Raw genomic sequence first — 23300 nt, forward strand, 5'->3', positions numbered from 1 at the left:
AAAATAAAAAATAAAAAAATTTTTTAATTTAAATTATTCAATTTCTTCAACGTAACATCCTGGCCCCACTTTCGTGTAGTAAACTGGGCAGTTCCAGACATCCTTGAATATATTTTCGATATCAATTACGTGTTCTTTTTTAGGTATTGTAATAATTGCAGGTCCTGAACCACTAATCGTTATACCGTAGACCATATCTTTTACTTTTTCTTTAACTTCGGAATAACCATCAATTAAATTGGCCCTACATGGCTCAACAACGCAGTCTTTTGACATGTATCTTCCAAAAAGATCTAGATCGTTGTTATATAATGCATAAACCATCCCTGCAGCTTTTCCAACATTGTTTACCATATCTTTTATCGGGATTTCTTTTGGAAGTATTTCTCTTGCGGTTTTTGTACTTACCTGAATATTTGGAAGTGCAACCAAAACTTCAAGGTCCACAGGGATGTGAAGTACCTCCAAAGGTTCATAACTTGTTGTAAGGGTAAATCCGCCAAAAATTGCAGGAGCTACGTTATCCGCGTGAGGTGCACCTGCTGCAACTGCCTCACCGAGTGAAGAATATTTAACAAGCTCTAATTTGGATAATTTTAATTCAAAAAGTTCATTTAACGCAAAAGCAATTCCTGCACATGAGGCAGAACTGCTTCCAAGACCGCTTCCTGGCTTTATTCCTTTAATTATATGAATATGAATTCCAGATTCGATTTTAAAATCTTGAATCATCTTTTTAGCAACTACGCCTGCAGTATTTTCATCCACGTTTGTAGGTATTTCTTCTGCTTTTTCCCCTTCAACAGATATAGTGATACCATTTTCTGTTTTTTCAACCTCTACAATATCATAAGGATTTGAAAGGGCAAGCCCAAAAATATCGTATCCTGGACCGAGATTTGCAGAAGTTCCCGGAGAACATACCTTTACTTTTTTCATAATACCACCAAAATAATCCTGAATATTGTTTATCGCTCAATAAACAATAAGTAAAAATAGATATAAAAATGCTACTTAAGAATTCACTCTTTTGAACGTAATAAAAAAGGTATTAAAGAAATATTAATTAAATAGTGCGTAGAATTTCCCGTTTCTCGTTCCAAAATAGATTGTTCCGTTTTCATCTATTACGGGAGTGGCTATTATCCAGCTTCCTGTCTCAAAATTCCATTTTTCAGTTCCGTCAGGGTTTATTGCGTATAAGTGTCCGTCGTATGATCCAAAATAGATTGTATCAGTGTTTCCAATTACCGGAGATGATTCAATACGTTTTCCAGTTTTAAAGCGCCATTTTTCAGTTCCGTCAGGGTTTATTGCGTATAAGTGCCCATCAAGTGAAGTTACGTAGATTGTTCCATCTTCAGAAATTGCAGGCCTCGTAACAGTCCAGTAACCTGCGTAAAAATTCCATTTTTCAGTTCCGTCAGGGTTTATTGCATAAACTTTATCTGAACCAAAATAAATTGTTCCATCTTTTCCAATCGAAGCTGCAGATGTTATCGCATCATTGGTTTTAAAGCGCCATTTTTCAGTTCCGTCAGGGTTTATTGCGTATAAATAATTATCATTTGAACCAACATAAATTGTTCCGTCTTCTGAAACTATTGGTGTTGCATATATCGCCTTTTTGGTTTTAAAGCGCCATTTTTCAGTTCCGTCAGGGTTTATTGCGTATAAGTGCCCATCAAGCGAAGTTACGTATAAAATATCCTCAAAAATTGTAAAGTCTGATACGATTGCTTTTTTTGTATCAAATCTCCACTTTTCAGTTCCGTCAGGGTTTATTGCATAAACTTTATCTGAACCAAAATAAATTGTTCCATCTTTTCCAATCGATGGCCTACATTCAATTATTTCACCAGATTTAAAAAACCACTTTACGGATCCATCAGTATTTATTGCATAAAGATTTTTATTGCTCGAACCAAGATATATGGTACCGTTTTTAGCTAAAATTGGACTTGAATCGATACTATTTCCGATCAAAAATTCCCATTTGATTTTACAATCATTTACGCCCCCACGCAACATGATATCCCCCGATATGGCTTTTGAATTTGCACATACAATTATACTTGTATGTTATATATTAGTTTTCATTGTCGTTAATTAAATCTAAATTATTTTAAATCAGAAAATAGAGAAGTATTATTGAAAATATTTAGTTAAAAACTAAAGAGGGGACGATAGTGGTTAAAAAAATAACCTTTGAAGAGGTATTAATTCCGATGGAAACTCCAGAATCGATGCATGAAGAATACGTTCAAAATTACCTGAAACTTACAAGAGGTACTGGCAAGTTAATGCTTTTTGCAGGCGATCAAAAAATCGAACACTTAAATAACGATTTTTACGGGGAAAATATTTCAAAAGACGATGCAGATCCAGAACACCTGTTTAAAATTGCTAAAAATTCAAAAATAGGCGGTTTTGCGGTCCAGTTCGGATTGCTATCAAGATACGGTCAGAACTATAAAGATATAAATTACATTGTAAAATTAAATTCGAAAACAAATCTTGTGGAAACAGACCAAAAAGACCCCGTAAGTCGTGCATTGTTGGATATTAACGATATATTAGAATTTAAGAAAAATTCTGGAGTTAATATTGTTGGAGTTGGATATACAATATATCTTGGAAGTGAATACGAATCAGAGATGCTTTCTGAAGCTTCAAAAATAATTTACGAAGCTCATAAGGGAGGTCTTGTTGTAATTCTCTGGATTTATCCAAGAGGAAAAGCCGTGCAAAATGAAAAAGACCCTGGATTGATTGCTGGAGCTACCGGTGTTGCATCATGCTTGGGTGCAGATTTTGTAAAAGTAAACTACCCAAAATCGGAAAATCCTGCAAAATCATTTAAAGAAGCTGTTATGGCTGCTGGAAGAACTAAAGTTGTATGTGCGGGAGGGTCAAGTACGGATATTGAATCATTTTTAAAACAACTTTACGAACAGATTCACATAAGCGGAGCGTCAGGAAATGCGACAGGTCGAAATATCCATCAAAAATCGTTATCTGATGCCGTTGCAATGTGCAATGCAATTTATGCAATAACAATTGACGGAAAAACTGTTTCAGAAGCTTTAAATATATACAGCGAAAGAAAATCTTAAAAGGTGATATTATGGATATGGAAATGATACTCGGACTTATTGATACCCTTGAACAGAAAGGTGTTGGAATTCAGCTGTCTGTTGAAAACCAGAAAACAGTCGAAATTTCAATAAAAAATAAAAATGTAGACATAAATATTGTGGATCCGTCAAAAATAGGAAAATTGATAAAAGAACTTAATATTAGGACTGATTAATTTTTAACCATTTCTTTTACTATAAAATCTTTCTTTTCTATTGCCATGTCGCATGTTTTTCTAACTTTTTCCTTCATTTCTTCAAAGTTATCAGGTTTTTGTTCCCCAACTACTTTTTTAACTGGCGTGTATGCAGCTTCCCTGAATTTTGGAATTAAAAGTTCTTTTTCGCCATTTTTATCAATTAAATAGCTAACATCTCCCTCTTTAACAACCCCAATTTGTTTAGCACCGGTTTTTTCCATTATCTCTCCGGCTTTATCTTTTGGAACAATTATCAAAAGGCTGTCAATTGAAACTCCTAAAGGATCGATATTTAATTTTTGAAGCATCTCGAGGACTTTCGGGTTTACGAGTTCATTAACTTTTTCTTTGTATATCTCAAGCGAAACTTTTGCAGTATTTGTGATCTCGAATGCATCACCCCTTAATCCGCCGTTTGTAACATCAGTCATTACGTGGATGTGTTTTAAAAGATCGTTTTCAATCAAATTTTTGCATGATTTTAAAAAATCAACATTTATTGTTTCATTTATTACATCAAACATTCCGTAATAGAGCGCAGTAGTAGAGATTGTTCCACCGCCACTTCCTTCAGTCATTAAAATTACATCCCCAACTTCAGCCCTTTTTCTTGCAGTTGGTTCTCCTTTTTCAATTGTTCCAATTGCACCAACAGCGCTGACCATCCTGTCCCCTAAAACCATGTCCCCGCCAACTCTTAAGGTACTTCCTGCAACAAGCGGTACATTAATAGCTTCAGAAACTGCACAGATTCCTGCAGTGTAATCAAATATTTTTGAAACGTCTCCATCGTCTGCAAGGTGAACATCACTTATAACTGCAACTGCATCTGCACCCATTACGTAAACGTCCCTTAAAGCTGCTCTTGCAACGTGAAATCCTGCAATAAATGGAAAATCACTTAATCTTGAGTGGGTTCCATCAACTGCAACTACAACGTGTTCTGCATTCGCACGTACAACTCCTGCATCGTCCTGTTCAGTACTGTCAACTTCAGTGTCCTGATTTGTACTTTCAATAATTCTCGCAATTTCGCGGTGAACAAAAAAATCGCCTTCTCCTCGGCTTCCGACACCCATTTTTCCCATCGTAATTCCGGATTCTGGGCAGTCAAGTAGATATTTTAAATTTTTATCTTCTGATTCACGGTATTTTTCAGTTGTTTTTACTTCTTCGACTACTGCTTCGACAAACCTTCTTGCCCATCCCTCATCAGTGTCTTTAACTTCAATCACTTTTTTAAAACCGTCTTCAATAATTTTAGACTCTGAAATTCCCTTTTTCAGACACTTTCTTACGTACCTTTCGATATCCATTCTCTCACCGGCCTTAGAAAAAAATTAAAAATAAAAATAAATAAAATATTCAATAATTAAAAAAATTAAAAATTAGTTTCCGAGTTTTAAAATTGCTTCAGCTAAATCCCCATTAACTTCTTCTAATGCTTTTTTAGCTTCTTCTTTTGAAACTCCGCACTGACTTGAAACCATTTCGATGTCTTCTTCGGTTACTTCAACTTTTACTTCGACATCTTCGATTTTTTCTTCTTCTTTTGCTACTTTTTTAGCTTTTCCAGTAATTGAATAAGTTTTATTTCCAAGCATGTCCATTACCTGAACTTTTGGCTTTTCAAAGACCAAGAGTTTGTCTTCAAGTTCGATTGTAACTTTGACAGCTTTTAAATCTTCGGCATCCATTCCGAAATCTTTCATCATTTTCTGCATTTGTTTCATCATTCTTGGATTGAACTTTCCTCCGCCAGGAAACATGATAAACACCTCATAAATAGTTCGAATATGTTTAGAATAACTATAATTCGATAACATGATATAAATACATTAATAAATTAAATCGAAATTACGGTTAATCAAAACCATGATTTATAAATCAGAATATTTTAATTAATTTTCGTTGCTAATCAGAGATTATTTAGGGTTTTTTACAAAAATTCACTATGCTATTTTTATATAGTACTCTGTCATAATTTTGGTATCTTAATCAGAAGAGGAATAGTATGGATGCAAAACTCATGAACATCAATAATAAAGAATTAATTAAGAAATCTATTCAGACAATCCAAAAACTCTCTGAAAAACTGGATGAAGTAAAAATAATGCACGTTTGTGGATCACACGAACATACAATCTGTAAATATGGAATAAGAGACGTTTTACCTGATAATATTACAGTAGTTCCAGGACCTGGATGTCCTGTGTGCGTTACAACACAAAAAGAAATCGATAAAGCAATGTACCTTGCAGAACAGGGCCACACTATTGCAACGTTAGGAGACATGTATAGGGTCCCAGGAAGTAAAAAATCATTAATGCAACTTCAATCAGAAGGGGCAGACGTAAAAATCGTTTACGGAATTGGGGATGCGGTAAAACTTGCAAAAAAACAGGATGAAAAGGTAGTATTTGTTGCAATCGGATTTGAAACTACTGCTCCAACAACTGCCGCAGAATTACTAAACAAACCTGAAAATTTCTACATATTAAATTCACACAGGCAGACCCCTCCAGTAATGGGATTTTTACTCGGCGGTGGAACTTCACTTAACTTAGATGGATTTATATGTCCTGGCCACGTTTCAACAATTACGGGGTTAAAACCATACTATGACCCTTGTAAGACGTACCATGCACCAATGGTTGTTGCTGGCTTTGAACCAATTGATGTAATGGCTTCAATCGTGATGATTTTAAAACAGCTCGTAAATGGTGACGCAAAAGTTGAAAATGAGTACACGAGAGGAGTAAGAGAAGAAGGAAACGTGATTGCTCAAAAAATTATGAATAAAATTTTTGAACCCGCTGATGTTGCATGGAGAGGCTTTCCAGTCATTAAAGACGGCGGTATGAAATTAAGAGAAGAATTCAAAAAATACGATGTTCATGAAAATATTGATGTTCCAGACATTAAAGAAACCATAAACAAAGCCTGTATTTGCAGTGAAATTTTAAGGGGAGAAAAACTTCCGCACGACTGTAAACTCTTTGGAAAAACTTGTGATCCGATGAATCCAGTTGGAAGCTGCATGGTTTCTGATGAAGGAACTTGCAGAATCTTTTACAAATACAGTAAATTTAGATAAATACAATATTCCTTTTTTTTATTTTTTACAGTGCTATTTTTGAAAATATTCCGTATTTTAAAATTAAAATTCCAACCAGAACTGGCTGGTGGATTATATAAATTATTAGCGTATTTTGCCCCAAAATACATATTTTGTTAAAAAATCTGTTTTTAAAAATTTCAAATGAATGTCTCGAAACTCCATTTTTGTAATATTTTTCTGAAAAGCTCATTCCAAGTAAGTATACTCCAAACCACGGAAAAATCGGGAAATAATCAAGCGTGTAAAAGTTAGTTGGAAGTATTCCAAGAGGAAGTAACCAATAGGTATCTAAAACAACTTCGCTAAATAAAACACCTAGAATCAAAAAAATAACTGAAAAAAACAGATTTAATTTTTTAAAACGGTAAAATATAATTCCCAAAATACCGGATATTGCCAAAAAGTGCATAATTCCAAAATATATCGTTCCAGAAGTTAAAAAATAAGCAGTAACCGCAGTTATAACTACTGCAATTACAGAAAGTTTTAAAAAACGATCAAGGTAAGATTTGTAAGTTAAATTTTGAGAAGCAACTTTTTTTGAAAAACTGACATTAAAAGAAACCCCTGAAATAAATACAAAACTGGATGCTACAAAAAGAGCGAAAAAACTCCAAAATAAAAGATATTCAGAGTATCCTAAAAAATATTTTAAATCAGTTACAAAATTTGAAATAACCATCAGTATTATTGCAAGTCCCCTGAAAAAATCAATCTCCAAAAATCGGCCGGTTTTCTGCATGCTGCAAACATCCAATTAAATAATTAATAATTAGAATTTAAAGCTCAAGGATATTTGCCCTGAGTTTATATGCACTACTGCAGTTCATTTTTTCTTCGTCGAGTATCTTAATATCTTTTAAACTTTTCAAACCCTGTTTTTCGGCAGTTTTTTCAATTCCCATCGTTTTATCAGTATTTATCTCTAAAACATGTGCTTCGAGTTCTTTTATGTTTGAAAGGCATGCTGCTACCGCCCTGTGGTGGCCATCAACCAAAATGTATTTTTCATTTACATTTGTCTTTATAACAATTATCGGTTCAGCGAGTCCCCTTTTTAATTCATAAGCCCTTCCATAAAGTTCATCTTCGTAAACGTTGGCCTGAGTAGGGATTAAATCATCAATCTGGATAGTTTCCCGTTTTGTAGTTACTTCGTAACCTAAATTTATATATGAATTTACAATTTTTTTGAGCTTTTTTGGAGTGGTTTTTTCAATTTGCGACCTTATTACATCAGTGTTTGTAATAATTCCAAGGATATTATTGTTTTCATCAACTATTGGAAGTTTTGAAAATCCGGTTCTAAACATTATCCTTCCAACATCCATTATTTTAGTGTGGGGCTTTGTAACGATCATGTCATCTCTTGGAGTCATGAATTCACTTACTTCATCCGATTCATCCTTACCAATAAGGTCGTGAACTGAAACAATACCCTTAACTTTTGAATTTACCACAACAGGAAATGTATCGTGGGTAGTTTCCTTTACAAGTTTTATTATGTCTGAAACCGTAGCATCAGGGGTTATAGAATGAACTTTTTTTGTCATGTACTCTTCTGCGTATACCATGATCCCTACCTTTTTTTGTAAATTATTTCCCCAGTCTTTGTATTCACAATCTCCAAAATTCTGTGAAAGGGAATGTGTGTTTCGTCAAAAACAAGAAAAGAGTCTTCAATAACGATATTTTTCAGAGGGACTGATTTTTCATCGTTTTCTGCGCCCCGGTGTAGATAATTTATAATATAATCCTCAGGATTATAATCAGGATGCCACAATAACTTGTTTATAAGTTCTTTTAGCATTATACCAACTTAATCCTGTCCAGCAGGTTCTTCTTCTTCGATACCCATGGTTTCAAATATTTTCGCTTGAATTGCTTCTTCCACGAGTTTTCTCAAAGACTGTTTATCTGAAACAGATTGGAAGATACCAAGTTCAACACTCGCTGCTGCGGAAGATTGATGGCCTCCCCCGCCAAACGCGGTTTTCATGATATTTCCGACATCTACTCTCAAATCTTTTGTCCTTGAACTTATATGGATTTCATTTTCAGCAATTCCAAAAATATAAGTCGTGCTTATTCCTTCCATTTTAAGCAAAAACTCTGCCGCTCTTGGTAGGGCATCTCTATTTTTTAATGTTCCGACATATGAAAGTGCAAGATTTCCTTTTATGATTTTTCTATTCATTATCGCTTTTCCAAGGATTTCCATGGTTTCTGTATCCATTTCTGGATTTTCGATCATTTCCAAAACTTTTGGATCCATTAAACCCTGTAAATAACTTGCAGCTTCGAAATCTTTTTTAGACGTTTTTCTCTTGAAATAGTTTGTATCTGAGGTTATCGCATAGTATAATGCAGTTGCCAAATCCCTATTCGGAGTTATATCGAGCCCCAGCAAATAATTGGTTAAAATAGTAGCTGTTGCACCGATTTCAGGCATTATATCCATGTACTTTGCAACAATATCGCTGTCATTGTGGTGGTCGATTATTACAGCCAATTTTGAACCTTCAATATCAATTGGAAGAGTTTTTGCGCTGGATGAATCAACTACTGCAATAGAACAGTACCGAGATAAATTTATATCATCAATCTGGTTTAATTTTATACTTAATAAGTTTACCATGGCTTTATTTTCATCATAACCTATTTTTCCGCCATAAGCAATCTCAGAATTAACCCCCCATTTATCAAAAATAGTTTTCAATGCCATTGCACTTGCCATTGCATCTGGGTCGGGGTTTCTGTGCATCAATATTAAAAAAGGAGCTTTGTGGTTTTCCTGTGTTTCGTCTTCTTTTTCGGAGTAATGTTCGTTAAAAGACTTTTTAGCGTTATTTGCAACTTCTTTTAATTCAGCTAATTTTCTCCTCAATTTTGATTTTTCTATTTCGTTTACCGCATCTTTTGCTGCACTTTCAAGAGGATATATAATTTTATTTATGTCTAAACCGTTGTATAATTCAGGGTATTTTATTATGCCCCTTGCAATGATATAAGCTTTTGAATTTAGTTCTGAAGTTATTTCTACAATTTTCCTGTTTAATTCGTAATCGTTTGTGAGAACTAAAAGCGTATCTGCCTCTTTTACTTTAGCTCTTTCTAAAACATCTAATTCGGAAGCATCACCAATTACATAATTGAAATCTCCATTTTCAAGAGATTCGAAAACAGCTTCATTTTTATCTATTACGGTTACTTTATCAATATTTTTAGCGTTATTCACAACCTTACGCCCTAAAGAACCATAGCCTATGACTAAAATCATGTTATGCCTCCGAAAGAGAAAATTATTAAGTTAAGTTAAATTTGAAAATTCCGAATAGTAGTCCATAACTACATTTAACGTAATGAGTATATATTGTTGATGTTTCGTCATTTGTATAAATGCGGTTTAATGGACTACATTCCCCAAAATATGTTATTTTCGATCTTCTGTTTCAATTCCATGTATCTTGAAAGAGCTTCTTTTTCATCACCCCTCAATTCATCCTTGAATTCGTGGTGTAATTTCCTTGCTTCGGGTTCTGGTACTTCGACATAGAGTATATCGTTTTCTTTTGCATTTCTACCAAGAACTATATTTCCATCGATTGAAACAGGAACCTGCATACCAACTTTTGCTTCTTTTATATTTTCCTGCTGGTTGTCCCTCATTTCCTTAACATATCCGAGTTTTTTTCCATCTTCAGACATTATAGGACTTCCAATTTTTAAAGTACCATATAATACTTCAACACCACATACTGCAGGCTCTTTCTGTCTAAAGATACAGTTTGGAAGGATTTTAATCATTGCTGGTTTTGTCAATCTGTTTATTTCATCAGATTTCATTAATTCTTCCATTTCTTTTGTCCATTCTTCGTGTTCTTCGACTAATTTATAGATAATTTTTCCTTCAAGCAATTTAACGTCTGATTTTTCGATTTCTGCTTTTGCATCGGCCAATACTTTTGTGTTAAATGAAATAATAAGCCCGTTTAAAGGATTCGTTGAAGCATATGATGAAGCTTCGATAACATCTTTTTTAGAGATGTCCCCAACTTCTGCTTTTTTGATTTTGGCATTTACTTTTCGAAGTTCATTTGCAAGAGCTTCCAATGAACCCATAGTATCTGCTTTAATGATTATTCCTTCGTCATCTGTTAGAATTGTAAATTCTTCAACTTCTTCAAGAACTTCTTCTTTTGCAGCTTCAACCTGATTTTTTGGAACAATTCTTAAAGGGCTTCCTGCAATAACACTATCCAAATCAGGTGCAGATATTTTAACACCTGTTGCCGCAGAAATCTGTTTTGAAGGCTTGAATTTATCTTTTGGATCCCTCATTTCGTCGAGTTCTTTTGGTTTTAAAAGTGCCTTGATTTTTGATACAAGAACGCCGTCAGGATTTCCAACAACTAAAAAATCGCCAGTTTTTGCAATTCCATCGTAAATTATTGCATCAATTGTTTTTCCAAGCCCTTTTTCTTCTTTTAATTCCAAAACTGTACCTTTTGCATAACCTTCAACGTTTAAAGCCAGTTTTTGTTCTAAAAATCTCTGTGCCAGTCCTGAAATTATAACAAGTAAATCTGGAACTCCTTCGCCAGTCATTGCAGATACTGGAACCACATTTATCGTTTTTGTAGTATCTTTAACTCTTGAAAACAAATCTGCATCAAATCCAAGTTCATTTAAGTGTTTTATAACATTTTCATAGAGCCTTATTTCAAACTCAGTCATTGCATTTGGGTGCTGATTTTTTTCGTTGAAATTTAAAATAAATGGACCTTCGCTTGAATTCCAACCTGGAATCCTATCCACTTTATTTGCAGCAACTACGAAAGGTGTTTTGCACTGCTTCAAAATATTTATCGCTTCAATTGTTTGAGGTTTAAATCCTTCATTTATATCCACAACAAGTATTGCAATGTCTGCTAAAGCACCCCCTCTTTTCCTAAGGGAAGTAAATGCTTCGTGTCCTGGCGTATCTATAACCAAAATTCCAGGAATAGATAAATCTGCCTTAAATAATCCTAAAAGGTCCTTTGAAACTTTTTTTATGGTATTTATCGGTATTTCACTTGCACCGATATGTTGAGTGATTCCCCCAGCCTCTCTCTGAGTAACCCTTGTTCTTCTAATTTTATCTAAAAGGGAAGTTTTTCCGTGATCAACGTGACCGAGAACACTCACAATCGGACATCTTAATGCCATAAAAATCACCAGTTAATATTAATTTCTAAAATCTGTGTTTCATCCAAGTACAAATTATAAAGTTGATAAAAATCCGAAACAGAAGTTAGTAATCTAAATATTATATAGTTTACTAACAAACTTGAAAATAAAAAATGGTTAAATACTGTTATTTAAAAATTATATTCCAAAAAATAAATCTATTTCACGTTCTGCACTTTCTAAACTGTCTGACGCATGAATTATATTTGCAGGAGTGTATAGTCCAAAATCTCCGCGAATAGTTCCAGGTTCTGCATCGCACGGACAAGTATTTCCAAGCATTTTCCTAACAGTTGAAATTGCGCGCTCTCCTTTAATAACCATTGCAACTATTCTGCCCGAAGTCATGAACTTTATCAATATTTCGTAAAACTCTTTTCCTTTGTGTTCACCGTAATATTCTTCTGCCATTTTTCCAGTGAGAGTCAGCATTCTCATTTCAACGATTTCAAATCCCCTATCTTCAAATCTTTGAATTACCCGTCCAACAAGCTTTCTTTCAACGGTATCCGGCTTTAATGCCACAAATGTTCTTTCCACTTCGTTTTCACAGACCATATTATCCCCCGATTTTTAATTTTATTTTAATTTTAATTTTCTTAAAGTATTATTTATTTTGGTTGTAGTTAAAAGTATACTAATTATTTATAAAAACTAAAATTTAAGATTAGAAATATTAAAATAAAAGATAAAAACATCATATGTAAAAACCATTGATTAATTTTATTTAGATCGTTAAAAATAAAACGGTGATTAAGTGATAACGATAATTATGGGAAGTAAAAGCGATGTAAAAATTGCAGAAAAGGCAGTTTCTATTTTAAAAGAATTTGAAATTGATTATGAGGTAAGAGTGGCTTCAGCACACAGAACCCCCGAATTAGTCGAAAAAATTGTTAAAAATTCAAAATCAAAAGTATTTATCGCAATTGCAGGACTTGCAGCGCATTTACCAGGAGTTGTTGCAGCAATGACTACAAAACCTGTTATTGCAGTCCCTGTTGAAAGTAAACTGGATGGACTCGATGCACTTTTAAGCGCTGTTCAGATGCCTCCAGGAATTCCTGCAGCTTGTGTTGGAATTGATAGGGGGGAAAATGCCGCAATTTTAGCTGCTGAAATGCTCTCCATTTCTGATGAAAGAATTGAAAAAAAATTAGCTGAATTTAGAGAAAATCAGAAAGAAAAAATATTTTCAGATGATTTAGAAGTTTCTTCACTTTTTAAAAACTAAATTAAAATTCTACGTAAATATCTTTTCCTTTTTTCATGGCGCTTGCCAGATCTTTTCCGATTGCAGTTTTTTTACTGATATTTACCGTACCGTTTGAACTGACTGTTGCAGTGCACGCGTACTCCCCATCAATGTAAATCTTAATATTTGCACCGATATAATCTTCTCCAAGTTCAACAATAACGTGTTTTCCAGTTTGACTCAGTTTTGTTGATTCATAATCATTTATAAATTCGTAAGTTTCAAAATCTTTTTCATTTTCTACGAATTCATCTTTTTCCCCGACACTTATTCTTAAACCAGTTATTTCTTCGAGTTTCGAGATTTCTTTTCCGCCTTTTCCAATTATTGCAGGAATGAACTTTTCTAAAACTTTTACTTCAACAGTATCTTTGTTTACAACCCTAATATCCGGCCTTGATTTTTTTGGAAGGTGTTTTTTCAAAACTTCTGAAATTTTTTCTTCTGCGTATGCTAAAACAGCCCCTCTTGATTCAGTAGTTTCTTTTATCGGCATTACTACAACTTGTTCCCCGTAGGTATATATTTCATATTCGGGGGTTTTTGTTAAAAAGTCGACTACTTCAATTACAGGTCTTGCAAGGTCTGCTTCTTTCATTCCATGCGGAACTTTAACATTAAATTCCACTTCATAGACTTTTCCAATCTTACCATTTTCAATAAAAACTACAGTATCAACAATTTGTGGAATTATTCCAAGTTCAACTCTTCCAATAAGCCTTTGAATTGAATCTATTGCTTTTGAAGCGTGAACTACACCAACCATTCCAACTCCGGCCATCCTCATGTCCGCAAAAATCTCAAAATCCTTTGTTTTACGAACTTCATCGTATATCGTGTAGTCGGGCCTTACCAAAAGTAAAATATCGCAAGTTTTTTCCATGCTTCCTTCAAGCGGTGCGTACTGCGTAATTTCCTCATCAACTTGCAAATCACGTGGACTTTCCATTGTTTTTACGATTTTATCCATATTTTTGTATCTTTCAGCAAGTGCTGAAACGAATGTAGATTTACCGCTTCCGGGAGCTCCTGAAACAAAAATACCTTCTGCACTATCCAATCGTACTTTTAAGTCTTCAGAAAGGTTGTAATCTTCCAAAGAAACTTTTGTAATTGGCCTAACTGCAGTAACTTCTAAAGCTTCTGAGAAAGGAGGTCTTGCAATAGAAATCCTTAAATTTCCAAGCTGAATTACAGTTGCTCCCCTTCGTTCAATTTCTACAAGTCCGTGATTTTGCTCAGTATATTTTAAAATATTGTCGATTATTACTTTTATTTCAGTTCTATTCATTATTTCGTCAGCAAATGGAATCAGTCTAACTTTTCCAGGTCTTCCTTTTTTAACATAGGGTAAACAGTTTTCTTTTAAGTGAACTGAACTTGTAATTTCATCAAAATATTCAATTAATTTTAAATCTACCTTTTCTTCATGAACTTTTAAGAAATGTGCACTGATATTTTGAGCAATTGCCAGATTGTACTGGATTTTGTCACTTGTAAAAAGTATCGAATCTGTATCTTTTGCAACTTTTCTAATCATTGCATCTATTTCACCTGCTCTTGCAAGCGAAACTTCGCCGGTTGAAGGTCTTTCTCCATAATACTCGAGTAATATCTCATTTTCTTTTGCAACAGTTACAAGTTTTTTTAATTCTTCAATTCCAAAATAGCCAATTTCCCGCCCTTTATTTGCTTGCGCTTCTAATTCAGAAATTACTGCTTCTGGAACAATTATTTTACATTTTTCAATTCTGCCGTCAAGTATTAATTCTGTAATTCTACCATCAATAACCACGCAGGTGTCTACAGTAATTTTACATTCCTTAAACTTTTTATTTTCATTTAAATTTTGATTAATCTCTTCGATAGACATAGTCTCACCATAAAAACGATAAAAAATATTTAAAATTTAAAAAATAAGTTAAATTAAATATTAATCTAATTTAGTCCCAATAACGGTAGAATCTCCAGTATTTAAATCAATCTTGTTGTGAAAACACGACATATATCCTTCATGACAGGCCCATCCGGTCTGTTCAACCGTGAAAAGAAGTGCATCTCCGTCACAATCCCGATATACATCTATTATTTTTTGGACGTTTTTGCTTTCTTCGCCCTTTTTCCAGATTTTATCCCTGCTTGTAGAGTAGTAGTGCATATATCCTGTTTCAATTGATTTTTCTAATGATTCTTCGCTCATAAATGCAGTCATTAAAACATTTTTTTGTTTATCTGTCGAAATTGCCATCAACAGCTTTTTTCCGTCGATATTTCTAAATTTCAAATCCATATTTTTTATAATTTCTTTTATATTTTTGTCCATTTTTTCCACAGATGTTTTAACTATTTTATTATTTCATATCCTGAATTATTTGCTTTTGTAGATATAATCTCGCCTTCAATTCCAAATTTATCGAAAAATTCATTGGAAATTTCAGTTATTGTATCTTTATCCCCTAAAGAATAAATTGTTGGACCAAAACTTGAAATTCCACTGTATGAAACTTCTTGAAGCTTTGATAATAATCCTTTTAAACTTTCTTTTTGAAGTCCAACTTCTGCACGTTTGAATCCTAAATTTTGAAGTTCATTTACAACTTTTCCAAATGAATCAAAGTCTTTTTCGATAACTGCGGGCATCATTTTCATTAAAACTAGCCTGCATATTTTTTGAACGTCTTCGGTTGGAACTGGACAGAATTTTCTAAATATGTCAACTTCCCTGTCTCCACAGACCTGTTCTCCTTTTGGAATTGTTAAAACAATATCCCAGTCAAAATCGTGTCGGAATAGTACAGGAGAGGGTTTTACATCCTTTGATGCTGAGGAAGGCCTAAAATCAATTTTATCTTTTCCTTCACCAAAAGTATGGCCCCCATCAACAATGAATCCGCCAGTTTCAAAAGCTGCCACACCAATTCCTGAAGTTCCGCCCCTTCCAGTAATTTTTGCCAGTGTTTCTGCGTTTAAATCTACGCCATAAACTAATGAAGTAATTTTTCCAGTAGAAAGTGAAACTTGTGTTCCACTTCCAAGTCCAGAATGGGATAAAATCGCGTCATTTACTTTTAAACTTATTCCACTTTCCCCAATAACATCTAAAACATTTTTCGCCGCATTTTTAATTCTTGATTCCAAATTTTCTTTATCTTTCTCATAAATTTCAATTCTAAAATCTATTTCTATCTCGCTACTTTCTTTTCCTTCAATTTGAAAATTAGGGTAATCCAGAGCAACTCCCACTCCACCATCAACCCTTCCAATTTCTCCGTTTAAATCAATTAATCCCATATGTATTCTGGAAGGAGAATTCAACTTCATTAAACTTCACCTTTAAATCATTGCCTCTATCAAGTCGCCCCTTGTTACAATCCCAACCAATTTCTCGCCTTCAACTACAGGTAATCTTTTTATTTTATTTTTTACCATTACTTCTGCTGCATTCGTTATCGGGGTTTCTGAAGATACACTGACTACTTTTTCAGACATTGCTTCAAAAACTTCTGTTCTTAATGCATTTTCCATGTCTCCCTTAAATTCTTCAATTTTTATCGCAGTTTTTAACGGTAACTCAATTAAATCAAAAGGAGATGGAAGCACTAAACTAAACCTATCGTCATGTGAAGTTAACGCCTTAATAATATCACTTTCGGATAAGATTCCGACCAGTTTTTCGCCTTCAACAACAGGTGCACCACTTATTTTATTTTCCCTGAATGTTGATATTGCTTTTTCGATATCATCGTCTTTATTCAGTGTTATTGGCCTTTTCATTACATCTTTAACAAAAATCATTCTTCCACCAGATTATTTATCAACAAATATATATAATCCATGATTGATATAGCTACTAGATATATTGGTGGTAAAATGTATATAAGGGTTAACAATGGCGTTACAGAATGCAACATCAGATTGGTAGGAACAGCTCACGTATCTGACGATAGTGTTATGGAAGTAGAAAACGCCATTATCGAAACTGATCCAGAAGTAGTAGCTATTGAATTAGATAAAGACCGATTTGTAGCCATGTTTCAAAATAAAAAAAATAACGTGGATTTAAAATCAGTCATAAAACAGGGTAAAGTAGGAATTTACATAGTGCACTCCATCTTAGCAAACTTCCAAAAAAACATTGGGGAACAGTTTGGGATAAAACCTGGAAGTGAAATGAAAAAAGCCACCGACCTTGCGATACAACACGGAAAACCAATTTCACTAATTGATAGACCAATTAATGTTACCTTATCAAGAACAGTTAATAAAATGACACTTAAAGAAAAATTTGACTTTTTGATGGGCCTTTTAACCGAACAGAACTTGGAATTAGATGAAAAAGCAGTTAATGACATGGTTTCAAATGCCGATGACTTAATTTTACTTTTAAAAGATATTTCCCCGTCAATTTATGAAACGCTTGTTGATGAAAGAGATAGATATATGGCAAAAAATCTCTTTGAGGCGAGCAAAGGAAAAGAAAATATCGTTGCAGTAGTTGGCGCAGGCCACGTTCCTGGAATTAAAAACTACCTCAAAAAAATGGAAATGGGGGAAGATATTGACTTAAAATCATTACTGGAAGTAAAAAAAAAGTCAAATATTTTAGGTAAAATAATTTCTATTGCAATACTTTTAATTATATTTTACGGATTTTACGCCGCATCGTCAAATCTTGAAGCATTAAAAACTCTTACAATGGAATGGGTGCTTATAAATGGCTGTCTTTCCTCATTGGGCGTCATTTTAGCACGCGGAAAGATCCAGACGATGATTGCAGCATTTTTAGCGGCACCTGTTACCTCGTTAATTCCAGTAATTGGTGCAGGATACGTTGCAGGATTAGTAGAACTTAAATTCAGGGACGTTTCCTTCAATGATATTGGAAAAATGATGAATACCGAAAATTTTAAAGAATTAATGGAAAATCAAGCGATGAGAGTTCTATTAGTCGCAGCACTTGCAAACCTTGGAAGCGCAATTGGAACTTTTTATTTTGTACCTAGATTTTTATAATGCGTTTGTATTTTCCAGAAATCTATTTTTTTAATAGCTTTTTTAAAAATAAAATACCCAAACTATTTATTTTGGCATTAATATATAAAAGCCCAATTAACGCTCAAATCCGCGGAGTGGTGAACAGGCATGCGAAAAATCGTCGTTTTTTTGACCGTAATTTTAGTACTTTTAATGGCAGGATGTATTGGAGATCAAAAATCAAAATCTTATAACGATAAAGGTCTTGAATTGTACAATCAAGGCAATTATGTCGATTCAATATCTGAATATAACCTCGCACTTTTAGAAAACCCAAAATCTGCTGAAATTTGGGTGAATAAAGGAAATTCGCTTTTAAAACTTGGAATATATGGCGAATCTACAGAATGTTTTAATAAAGCTCTTTTAATTGATTCTGAAAATTCAGAAGCATTTAATGGATTAGGGACAGTACTTTCAAAAACCGGCAATTACCAAAAAGCCCTTGAAATGTACGATAAATCGTTAAATATCGATTCTGAAAATTCAGAAGCCTGGAACAATAAGGGAATTACATTAACTAACATGCAAAGGTACTCAGAAGCTATTGAATGTTTTGATAGATCAATCTCAATTAATGCAAAAAATTCAGACGTTTGGTACAATAAGGGAGAATCGCAGTTTAAACTCGGAAAATATCAAGAATCCATTGATTCATATAATAAAGCTCTGTTAATTGATGAAAAAATGGAAACTGCACTGCTTGGAAAAGGAAATTCATATTTAAAACTGCAGAACTACGAAAGCGCAATAGAATGTTTTAATACTGCAGAAACTATCAATCCAAAAAGCGAATATCCCCCATACTACAAAGCAGATGCTTATCGAGATACTGAAAACTTTGAAGATGCTTTAAAATATTACGATGAAACATTGGAAATAAATCCCTCGAATGCAGACGTTTTGATAAATAAAGGAATTTGTTTTGATAAAATGAAAAATTATAGTAGTGCAATATCAAATTTTGATTTGGCAATTCAGCTTGATCCAAAAAATGTACAAATTTGGATCTTAAAAGGAAATTCATACGTTGGGTTAAAAGACTATGAATTTTCAATTTCTTGTTATAAAAAAGCCCTTGAACTTGACCCTGAAAATGAAAATGCTAAAGAAAATATAGATATTGTAGAAAAAATAATTTAATTCTTTTTTTAATTTATTAAATTTTTAAGCAACTGGATTTTCTGATTCATCTGGGGAACTATCGCTGGTTTCACTGCCAGAATTGTCTTCTGAAGAAGTATCCGAATTACTTTCTGATTCGGAAGAACTATCTGATGGTTCATCGTCTGAAGTTTCTGAATCTTCTGTTTCGGAATTACTTTCTGATTCCCCTCCCGGATTATCATCTGAGGTTGTATCTGAATTATCGCCAGAAGAAGTTTCTGAAGATTCATCTCCAGTAATATCCTCGGTTTCCGAAGGAGTTTCTGATTGTTCATCATCTGAAGTTTCTGATTCACCCGTTTCATCGTTACTTTGTGTTTCATCATCTGGAGAAGTTTCTGAAGATTCATCTCCAGTAGCCTCTCCCGTTTCTGAAGGATTATCTCCTGAATCTTCAGCACCTTCATCGTTATTGTCAGGTTCAGTGTCAGAGGTATCTCCTGAGTCAGCACTGCCTGAATCTTCTGGTTCTAAAGGAGAATCATTTTCTGAAGGATTATCTGAAATATTGCCCTCATCTTCTGCATCTGTATTATTTTGTGTTTCGTTATTTTGTGATTCATCAGTATTGTTTTCTATTTCCCCATTTGATTCATTTTCTGATTCATTCGGCGTAATTTCACCAGTTTCATTGTTTAATGGAGTATCTGTTGTTTTGTTTTCAGGATTTGAAGTTTCTGCAGGTTCTTGGGTATCATCAGTTATTGGTTTTGTATATGAATAATCTGGAACATCTATTTCAAACTGAATAACTTCATCAGAATTTATGTTTTCCTCATTATCCTCTGCATAAACCCTCAACGTGTGTATCCCGTACGAAAGATCTGTTAATGTTCCAGTATAGTAATTTGAACTTTTAGTCAGCGTGAAACTTACTTTTTCATCAAGCATTACTTTTACAGAATCTATTCCTGAATCATCTGTTGCTGAAACCTTAACCGAAACATTTTCTTCAAAAGAATCCCCGATTTCAGGTTCTATTATTTCAACTTCAGGAGGGGTGATATCGCCTTCATTTACGTCGAAAGTGACTTTTTCGTTATAATTTGAGTTTCCAGCAGCATCTGTTACAATTATCCATAAAGTGTGTGCGCCCCATTCTAAATTATCAAGAATATTTATATAATACCCGTTACTTTCGATTAAATCTACAGTATAGTCATCGATTTTTGCATAAGCTGAATATATGTCGGATTCGTCAGTGATTTTAACTTTTATCGAAACTTCGGAACCCTCTGCATAAGATTTTGAAACTGGGGAAATAATTTTAACTTCAGGAGGCGTTGAATCTGGAGTTGATATTGAAAATACCCTTGATTCGAAGGAATTTACATTTCCAACAGCATCTTTTGCATATATTTTAATCGTGTGTGCCCCGTAGTCCAAATTATCTAAAGATTTGGAATAGGTAGTTCCGTTTTGCACCATTATTTCTTTGTAGCTATTATCCACCTCGAGCATTACAGAGTGAATTTCTGAGTTGTCGGTTACTGAAACGTCAACTAATATGGTTTCATTTTCACCAAAGAAAGCATTTTCTCTAGGAGAAACAATGCTTACGACAGGAGGTACACTGTCAGGTGCTAATGGGATATTGTCAATATTCTCAGAATTAAGTTCATAATACGTTTCGGAAAGTGTGTCCCCATTAGAATCCTGATTCATTGCTTTTTGACTGAATCCCGTACCTTCAGGAGTGTACCAAACATTTCCTGCGGTAAATTCCCCTTCAAGTATATTACTTTCATTTATAATGGGAGCATTCCAGTAATTTTCACCTGAATCTTCAAAACGCACGTTTAAAGAATTATTAAACAAGTTATCGTAGATAGTATTATATTTCGTACCAAATTCCATAAAAATTCCTGATTTTACGTTATTTAATAATCTATTTTTAAAAAGCACGTTTAAATCAGAATTCCACAAGATTATTCCCTCGGAATTTTTAGAAATTTTATTCTTAGATATGGTATTTTCAAAAGATTTCCATGAATAAATTCCAGAATCATCGTTTTCAAAGATATTATTGCTTTCAATATTATTGAACTCAGATTCTCTTGTTAAAATTCCGTTATTCTCATTTTGATAGAGTTCATTAAATATTATCGAATTATTTTTTGAATCCCAAACAAAAACTCCATTATCTTCGTTTTCAAAAACGGTATTTCCCGAAATAAGGTTATTTTTTGAATTTAATAACTCGATTCCATTGTAAATGTTATTATTTACCGTATTTTTAGTAATATTGTTAAATTCAGACCCATCTAAAAATATTCCTGAAGTAACGATGCCGATAACCCCATTTTCATAAACTAAATTTTCGGAAATATCGTTATTTTTTGAGTTGAGTATGTAAATTCCGTCATAGGTATTCCCAAACACTTCGTTGTTTGAAATTTTACAGTTTTCTGCATTTTCAAGAACTATTCCGTAATCAAAATTCGAAACTATCCCATTTTTTAAACTTACGTTATTTCCAGATATTGATATTCCTCTTCCTTCATAATTTCCTGAAAGCTTATTTCCTTTTAAATCAATTATAATATTACTTTTATTAATTTCAATACCATTTGAAACTTTTAAATCAGTAGTTACCTCAACTATCCCATTTTCGGGAACATTTTCTATTGCATCCTGAATAGAATTATTTGATTCGAAAAATGCACCACTTTGATACCAGTAGTGAGTATTATTTACATATATTGTAGTATCTTCCGCACATACTCCTGAAATGGCCCCCAATATTACCATTACCAGAAATACCTTGAAAATTTTCATTAAAACCCCCTCTTCAAAATCGTATATTGAATTCCCCAAATTCAATATAACCCTTACAATTATAACTTTCTAAAACGCTATTATTATAGCTTATTGTTTAAATAAAGGATTAATTTCCCCCATAAAATAGATTAAACCAAAAATATAGAATTAATCGTGTGATAAAAGAATAATCATTTAGGGGTTTGAAAAAAGCCGAATTTTAAATATAATTAAATATAAAAAAGTAAATTTAAGTATTTCAAAAATTTTAGCAGACTCTAGGGATTGGATCGCCCATTGGCGTATCAACTATCCTTTTTCCGACAATTGTTTCCATTAAAACGCCTTTGTGTTCAGACGTTACATTTCCAATAATTTTAGCGTTTTTTCCAAGCGGATGTGCCTTTAAAATTTCAAGTATTTTTTCTGAATCTTCTGCTTTTACAGACATTACAACTTTTCCTTCATTTGCAACAGTTAACGGGTCGATTCCAAGCGCTTCACCAATGGCCTGAACTTCATCGCTTATAGGGATTTTGTCTTCGTAGATTAATATTCCTAAATCACTTTTTTCTGCCATCTCATTTAAAGAATCTGCAAGACCGCCTCTTGTCGGGTCTTTCATTCCATTAATTTCAAAACCTGCATTTAAAACGCTTTGAACAAGCCCGTTTACTGGAGCTACGTCCGATTTTAATTCTGATTCAAATTCAAATCCTTCTCTTGAAAGAAGTATTGTAAGACCGTGTTCCCCGATATTTCCGCTAACGATTATTACATCTCCTTCTTTCATTCCGCAATCCCTTACAGCTTTGCCAGAATCAACAATTCCGATACCTGCAGATGAAATGATGATATCATCAACATTTGAAACTTTTGTATCCCCTGTAATTATTGCAACACCTGCTTCTTTGCAGGCTTCATTTATTGATTTCATTATTTTATCAAGTTTTTCAATATCAAAGCCTTCTGGAAGTACTATTGAAAGAGAAAGTGCAACAGGTTTTGCCCCCATTACTGAAAGATCATTTACAGTTCCGCATACGGAAATTCTCCCGATATCGCCGCCTGGAAAAAATATTGGATGTACAGTGTGTCCATCAACAGTGAAAACTATTTCTTTATCCCCAATAGGTATGGTTGAAGCATCATCAAGAGATTCAAGACCAATTCCTCCTTCAATCTTCGTATTTTCTAAGTTACCGAGTATTGTTTCCTTAATTAACTTTTGCATTACGGTTCCGCCAGCACCATGCATTCGTGTAATATTCATGCGATCAACTCCAAATTTAAACTACTGATAATTAGTCATTTTATTTTTTATTGGTTGCGATATTGTTTTAATGCATGATATTTCTTATTGTAAATTAAATTCCGGGTACAAATGAAAAAAT

General features: G+C 33.6%; 22 protein-coding genes. 6 read left to right on the forward strand and 16 right to left on the reverse strand.

Features of this window, described 5'->3' with window-relative positions; genetic code table 11:
* Positions 1-33 precede the first annotated feature (33 nt).
* A complete protein-coding gene (locus MMJJ_RS03790) occupies positions 34-939 on the reverse strand; it encodes a homoserine kinase (protein ID WP_104837750.1) in 906 nt (301 codons plus the stop codon).
* Positions 940-1062: 123 nt separating this feature from the next.
* Positions 1063-2031, reverse strand: a complete 969-nt coding sequence (locus MMJJ_RS03795; protein WP_104837751.1) for a PQQ-binding-like beta-propeller repeat protein — start codon at positions 2029-2031, stop codon at positions 1063-1065.
* Positions 2032-2189: 158 nt separating this feature from the next.
* On the opposite strand from MMJJ_RS03795, the gene MMJJ_RS03800 reads away from it, so the two are divergent.
* Together MMJJ_RS03800 and MMJJ_RS03805 are read left to right on the forward strand one after the other, a co-directional pair.
* Positions 2190-3116: a beta/alpha barrel domain-containing protein gene (locus tag MMJJ_RS03800; protein ID WP_104837752.1), complete on the forward strand. Its 927-nt coding sequence runs from the start codon at positions 2190-2192 to the stop codon at positions 3114-3116.
* 11 nt (positions 3117-3127) lie between these two features.
* A complete protein-coding gene (locus MMJJ_RS03805) occupies positions 3128-3313 on the forward strand; it encodes a hypothetical protein (RefSeq protein WP_104837753.1) in 186 nt (61 codons plus the stop codon).
* Here MMJJ_RS03805 and MMJJ_RS03810 read toward each other — a convergent pair.
* Positions 3310-4653, reverse strand: coding sequence for an AIR synthase-related protein (locus MMJJ_RS03810; RefSeq protein WP_104837754.1), 1344 nt, complete (start codon positions 4651-4653; stop codon positions 3310-3312). The two genes, MMJJ_RS03805 and MMJJ_RS03810, sit on opposite strands and share 4 nt — an antisense overlap.
* Before the next feature lie 72 nt (positions 4654-4725).
* Complete coding sequence (locus tag MMJJ_RS03815) at positions 4726-5106, reverse strand: nascent polypeptide-associated complex protein (RefSeq protein ID WP_104837755.1); 381 nt, start codon at positions 5104-5106, stop codon at positions 4726-4728.
* A 245-nt stretch (positions 5107-5351) separates the two neighbouring features.
* Between MMJJ_RS03815 and hypD the strand changes: the two genes are divergently transcribed.
* On the forward strand, positions 5352-6434 hold the full coding sequence (gene hypD / locus MMJJ_RS03820) for a hydrogenase formation protein HypD (protein ID WP_104837756.1): 1083 nt from the start codon (positions 5352-5354) through the stop codon (positions 6432-6434).
* Between the two features lie 25 nt (positions 6435-6459).
* Here the strand turns inward: hypD and MMJJ_RS03825 are convergent, their stop codons facing one another.
* The 6 genes from MMJJ_RS03825 to MMJJ_RS03850 form a co-directional block, all read right to left on the reverse strand.
* Positions 6460-7200 carry a heparan-alpha-glucosaminide N-acetyltransferase gene (locus tag MMJJ_RS03825; protein ID WP_104837757.1) on the reverse strand — a complete coding sequence of 247 codons (741 nt, stop codon included), beginning with the start codon at positions 7198-7200 and terminating at the stop codon, positions 6460-6462.
* A 37-nt stretch (positions 7201-7237) separates the two neighbouring features.
* A complete protein-coding gene (locus MMJJ_RS03830; RefSeq protein WP_104837758.1) occupies positions 7238-8032 on the reverse strand; it encodes a CBS domain-containing ParB/RepB/Spo0J family partition protein in 795 nt (264 codons plus the stop codon).
* A gap of 5 nt (positions 8033-8037) precedes the next feature.
* Complete coding sequence (locus MMJJ_RS03835) at positions 8038-8268, reverse strand: DUF504 domain-containing protein (RefSeq protein ID WP_011170230.1); 231 nt, start codon at positions 8266-8268, stop codon at positions 8038-8040.
* Positions 8269-8277: 9 nt separating this feature from the next.
* A complete protein-coding gene (locus MMJJ_RS03840) occupies positions 8278-9738 on the reverse strand; it encodes a DHH family phosphoesterase (RefSeq protein ID WP_104837759.1) in 1461 nt (486 codons plus the stop codon).
* Between the two features lie 134 nt (positions 9739-9872).
* The gene (infB, locus tag MMJJ_RS03845) at positions 9873-11669 is read right to left on the reverse strand and encodes a translation initiation factor IF-2 (RefSeq protein WP_011170228.1); all 1797 of its coding nucleotides are present in this window, start codon (positions 11667-11669) and stop codon (positions 9873-9875) included.
* Positions 11670-11828: 159 nt separating this feature from the next.
* Positions 11829-12248, reverse strand: coding sequence for a nucleoside-diphosphate kinase (locus MMJJ_RS03850; protein WP_104837760.1), 420 nt, complete (start codon positions 12246-12248; stop codon positions 11829-11831).
* A 199-nt stretch (positions 12249-12447) separates the two neighbouring features.
* On the opposite strand from MMJJ_RS03850, the gene purE reads away from it, so the two are divergent.
* Positions 12448-12924 (forward strand): 5-(carboxyamino)imidazole ribonucleotide mutase, encoded by a 477-nt coding sequence (gene purE, locus MMJJ_RS03855; RefSeq protein WP_104837761.1) that lies wholly within the window; start codon positions 12448-12450, stop codon positions 12922-12924.
* A gap of 1 nt (position 12925) precedes the next feature.
* Here the strand turns inward: purE and MMJJ_RS03860 are convergent, their stop codons facing one another.
* The 4 genes from MMJJ_RS03860 to MMJJ_RS03875 are packed head-to-tail and all read right to left on the reverse strand — an operon-like array spanning position 12926 to position 16740.
* Positions 12926-14818 (reverse strand): PINc/VapC family ATPase, encoded by a 1893-nt coding sequence (locus MMJJ_RS03860; RefSeq protein ID WP_104837762.1) that lies wholly within the window; start codon positions 14816-14818, stop codon positions 12926-12928.
* Positions 14819-14878: 60 nt separating this feature from the next.
* Complete coding sequence (gene hisI, locus MMJJ_RS03865) at positions 14879-15268, reverse strand: phosphoribosyl-AMP cyclohydrolase (protein ID WP_104837763.1); 390 nt, start codon at positions 15266-15268, stop codon at positions 14879-14881.
* A 20-nt stretch (positions 15269-15288) separates the two neighbouring features.
* The gene (locus MMJJ_RS03870) at positions 15289-16266 is read right to left on the reverse strand and encodes a beta-ribofuranosylaminobenzene 5'-phosphate synthase (protein ID WP_104837764.1); all 978 of its coding nucleotides are present in this window, start codon (positions 16264-16266) and stop codon (positions 15289-15291) included.
* Between the two features lie 12 nt (positions 16267-16278).
* Entirely contained in the window at positions 16279-16740 is a 462-nt protein-coding gene (locus MMJJ_RS03875) for a CBS domain-containing protein (RefSeq protein ID WP_104837765.1), read from the reverse strand.
* 75 nt (positions 16741-16815) lie between these two features.
* Between MMJJ_RS03875 and MMJJ_RS03880 the strand changes: the two genes are divergently transcribed.
* Positions 16816-17958 (forward strand): TraB/GumN family protein, encoded by a 1143-nt coding sequence (locus MMJJ_RS03880; RefSeq protein WP_104837766.1) that lies wholly within the window; start codon positions 16816-16818, stop codon positions 17956-17958.
* A gap of 129 nt (positions 17959-18087) precedes the next feature.
* Positions 18088-19122, forward strand: a complete 1035-nt coding sequence (locus MMJJ_RS03885) for a tetratricopeptide repeat protein (RefSeq protein WP_104837767.1) — start codon at positions 18088-18090, stop codon at positions 19120-19122.
* 24 nt (positions 19123-19146) lie between these two features.
* Here MMJJ_RS03885 and MMJJ_RS03890 read toward each other — a convergent pair whose 3' ends face one another.
* Together MMJJ_RS03890 and hypE are read right to left on the reverse strand one after the other, a co-directional pair.
* Positions 19147-21924 carry a NosD domain-containing protein gene (locus tag MMJJ_RS03890; protein WP_104837768.1) on the reverse strand — a complete coding sequence of 926 codons (2778 nt, stop codon included), beginning with the start codon at positions 21922-21924 and terminating at the stop codon, positions 19147-19149.
* Positions 21925-22174: 250 nt separating this feature from the next.
* The gene (gene hypE / locus MMJJ_RS03895) at positions 22175-23179 is read right to left on the reverse strand and encodes a hydrogenase expression/formation protein HypE (RefSeq protein ID WP_104837769.1); all 1005 of its coding nucleotides are present in this window, start codon (positions 23177-23179) and stop codon (positions 22175-22177) included.
* Between the last annotated feature and the right edge of the window lie 121 nt (positions 23180-23300).

Origin of the sequence: Methanococcus maripaludis (assembly GCF_002945325.1) — an archaeon.
Taxonomy (GTDB): domain Archaea; phylum AGJL01; class Methanococci; order Methanococcales; family Methanococcaceae; genus Methanococcus; species Methanococcus maripaludis.